Origin of the sequence: Methanobrevibacter filiformis (genome assembly GCF_001639265.1) — an archaeon.
GTDB lineage: Archaea > Methanobacteriota > Methanobacteria > Methanobacteriales > Methanobacteriaceae > Methanacia > Methanacia filiformis.
On sequence record NZ_LWMT01000093.1, the window covers coordinates 1 to 3668 of the forward strand.

Sequence of the window (3668 nt, forward strand, 5' to 3'; positions counted from 1 at the left end):
ATAACCCACTTAAAACCCAATAAACTAAATAATAATCCTTATTTTAACTTAATATTACTTCATCATCACAATATAAACCAATAAATATCAATTAACTAATCAATGAATTATGGAAGATCTCCTAAAATAAAATAAAAAATTAGTTATATATAATCATACTATAAATTAGTTATGTACAATCACTATATTATTTCAAGGGGATAGAAAATGGAAGACGAAATTTTTGTAAAACCAGATGAGGCTTTAGATTACATTAAAAATAATGTTAAAAAGCATGACACATTAGAATTATCATATAATAGAGTTTACGCACCTGGAGAAGTTTTAGGAGTTGAAGTAGAAGAAGATTGGGGAGAAGAGTCCTTGATGGTTTCAATTCACTTAAGTGGAGACCTTGTAAATGATGTTGTAAGAGTAAATATGAATAATATCAAAGATGACCTACTTGAGGTCAGACATTTAAATAATGAAAAAGAAGTAATCTTAGTAGTTGAAGATGATGCATAATTAAATAATGTACTTACGATAAAAGCTATTAAATAAAGGTGATGCTATTTGATTAATGAGTTGAAAATGAACTGTGATGAAGCACTTAAATATATTATTGACAATGTTAAAATATATGATACTTTGGAATTATCCTATAACCGAGTATTTACTCCTGGAGAAGTTCTAAATGTAGATACCTCAGAATATCATGGAAAACCTGGACTTAAAGTAGTCATTCATGTATTAGAAGATACATTTACTTCAAGTGTAGAAGTAGATCTTGAAGAAGTAAAAGATGAGCTAATTGAATTTAAACACATCCCAAAAAATAGTAATAATGAAACAATAGTTATAATTGATCGATGTGAAGACAAATAAAAAATTAATCTCAAATTAAATAATAAATACTTAAATTTTTGAAAACGAGAAATCAAAGATTTCTCTAAATTTCAGTCATGAAATAAAAGTTTGATCAAAAGCTGTTCTAAAAGATAAGCATTTTAAGCATAAAAATATTTTTTTTAAATTAGCTATTAACAAATTATTTTTATTTTTAAATTATTTAAAAAATATTTTTGGAAAAATATTTTCCAAAATAATTATTCTGTGATTTCTATTGCTTCTACAATGATTTCATGATCATTAGTTCGTGAATTGATTATTTCTCGGTCAATTTCGCCTGTTTCACTGTTCACTCCTTCAATTTTAACAAACCATGGTTCAAGTATATCGAATTCACTGATTACAATAGCACGGTTTTCACTTAAAACAGAGTAAACATTAATAACTTCATTGTCTTTTTTATTCTTTAAAACGCCATTAACTTTTGATTCAAATGCATTCCAAAAGCTATTTAATTCTTTACTAATTGATTTTTCTTTAAGAGTAGGAACATCATTTTTAAGTGCAGCATCAATAGCGTTGCTATTTTTAATAGCTGTAGCTTTGATTTTATCATAATCTAAATTTGTATTATCGAGTGTCATAGTTAAATCTTTTAAAATCATAATAAATAATATTTTCTATATGAGTTAATACATTTAGCTGTTAAAGTAATATAATATTAACTTATTATAATAAATTATAATAAAATATTAAATATTCTAACACTACATTAAATATTACTTTTCAAATGCTCTCCTGTAAGCTATTAATAGCTATCATATAATAAATAAAATATGGCAGGTGATGCTATGATAATTATAAATCTAATTAAGATGATTAAAGCAAAAGAGCTAATAAAAGAATATGAGCAAACCTATGGCTCTATAGAAACACTAGAATATATTTTCAAAAAACGTGGTGGAACTATTAAAACAAAAATGGACCTAGAAAACTGGAAATATTTCATCAAACATCCAGAAGAAGAAATAGAGGATGGAAAAATCCTTATAAATGAAGATATTAAACTTGGAAATATGGAACTTGAACTACTAAATCTAATTAAAAATATAGACATAAAATCCGTAAATACAATAGCAAAGCTATTAAATGAAGATAAGTCAAAAATAGAAAATAAATTAATGGAACTAGAAAAAGAAGGATTAGTATCTATTGAATGGTCAAGTAATGATTTAGGAATTGCAAGCGTAAATTATGATAAGATAATGATTGAAATCTAAAATACTGATTTTAAAGCACTGATTTAGTAAAAAGATAAAAGATAAATCTTGTCTAACTTTCAAATCTTCAATTTAAGAGAATAGAAAATTTATAAAAATCCATTCAGTGCATTAAATCCAATTTAGAATTATTCTGGAAGTTTTTGTAATTTTCTATTGTTCAAATCAAAAATTTTAGAAATTAGATAAAATTATGATAAAATATTTTTTTTAAATCTTTGTATTATTTTGTAAAATTAGTGTTTAAATGTGTTTAAATTATATTTCTATCCTAAAATTATATAAGTAATAAAATTAGAAATATAATTATTATTAATATTTTGTATATTTAGAAAAATAAAGTAAAAACATTTAAACAATATTTATAATTATTTTAAAAGGTTGAGTCGTTTGTTTAAGCCAAATTTTAAATACACTAATAAGATTGTTAATAATCTCACATTTATTGCTGAATCTAAAGCTATTATAATGAATGCTCCTTTAGTACCTAAATGGGAAGTTTCTTTAAGAAAAGATGCTATTTTAGAAAGTGCTCACTTTTCAACAGCAATTGAAGGGAATACTTTAACTCTTGATGAAGTGGGTGATTTAGCTGATGGTAAAAATGTCATGGCTAGGCTTAAAGATAAACAAGAAGTTTTAAATTATCTTAACACTTTAAAAAAAATCCCTGATTTTGCAATCATAACTCCATTTAAGTGTAATGACTTATTGAAAATTCATAAGATTCTAACTGATGGGACATTAGAGGATACAAAATATGAAGGTGTTATTAGAGATCGCCAAGTGTATGTTGGTAGGTCTGATGGATCTATTGCATTCATGCCTCCAAAAACTAAATATGTGTTAACTTTAGTCAATGATTTTTTAGGATGGTTTAATCAAGACTTAAATGAAGTTGATCCAGTAATAGTAGCAGGGGTGGTACACTATGAGCTAGTAAGAATACATCCTTTTATTGATGGTAATGGTAGGATAGCTCGTATTATGGCTACTTTAGTTCTTCATAAACGTAATTTTGATTTAAAAAGATTTTTTGTACTAGATAGCTACTATGATATGAATCGTCCTAACTACTATAAAGCACTGAGAAGTGTTAACCAAGATACGCTTGATTTAACAAAATGGCTAGAGTATTTTACTGATGGTGTAGCATTTAGTATGAGATCAGTTAGGGATAAAGTTCTTGGAATTAGCAAAAATGTTAAAATCTTGAAAGAAAAAGGACAAATATCACTTACTGAAAGACAAATGCTAATTGTTGAGAAAATTCTTTCTAATGGTAAAATAGCAAATAAAGACATAAGAAATATGTTTTCAATATCTCATACATCAGCTAATAGGGAAATTTCTAAATTAAAAGAATTAAAAGTCATAAAACAGGTTGCTAATGGTAGAAATACACATTATGTATTAATTTAATAATTTTAAGGAGATGTCCCATAATTCAATAGATAATTAATTAAGACTCATTTTCTTAAATAAGTATTTTAAGAGTCTTATATTGTTGATAAATTAATTATATGGATATTTAATTAGTTATATAAATTGAATTTT

The 3668-nt window shown here is 25.0% G+C and carries 5 protein-coding genes; 4 read left to right on the plus strand and 1 reads right to left on the minus strand.

The window, feature by feature from the left end:
- The first annotated feature begins 207 nt into the window (after nt 1-207).
- A complete protein-coding gene (locus tag MBFIL_RS03200; RefSeq protein WP_066971441.1) occupies nt 208-507 on the plus strand; it encodes a DUF2097 domain-containing protein in 300 nt (99 codons plus the stop codon).
- Nucleotides 508-555: 48 nt separating this feature from the next.
- Entirely contained in the window at nt 556-867 is a 312-nt protein-coding gene (locus tag MBFIL_RS03205) for a DUF2097 domain-containing protein (protein ID WP_245637445.1), read from the plus strand.
- 221 nt (nt 868-1088) lie between these two features.
- On the opposite strand, the gene MBFIL_RS03210 is transcribed toward MBFIL_RS03205, so the two are convergent.
- On the minus strand, nt 1089-1496 hold the full coding sequence (locus tag MBFIL_RS03210; RefSeq protein WP_211261698.1) for a hypothetical protein: 408 nt from the start codon (nt 1494-1496) through the stop codon (nt 1089-1091).
- A 186-nt stretch (nt 1497-1682) separates the two neighbouring features.
- Between MBFIL_RS03210 and MBFIL_RS03215 the strand changes: the two genes are divergently transcribed.
- Nucleotides 1683-2111, plus strand: coding sequence for a hypothetical protein (locus MBFIL_RS03215; protein WP_066971445.1), 429 nt, complete (start codon nt 1683-1685; stop codon nt 2109-2111).
- Nucleotides 2112-2501: 390 nt separating this feature from the next.
- On the plus strand, nt 2502-3533 hold the full coding sequence (locus tag MBFIL_RS03220; protein ID WP_066971447.1) for a Fic family protein: 1032 nt from the start codon (nt 2502-2504) through the stop codon (nt 3531-3533).
- Nucleotides 3534-3668: the final 135 nt, after the last annotated feature.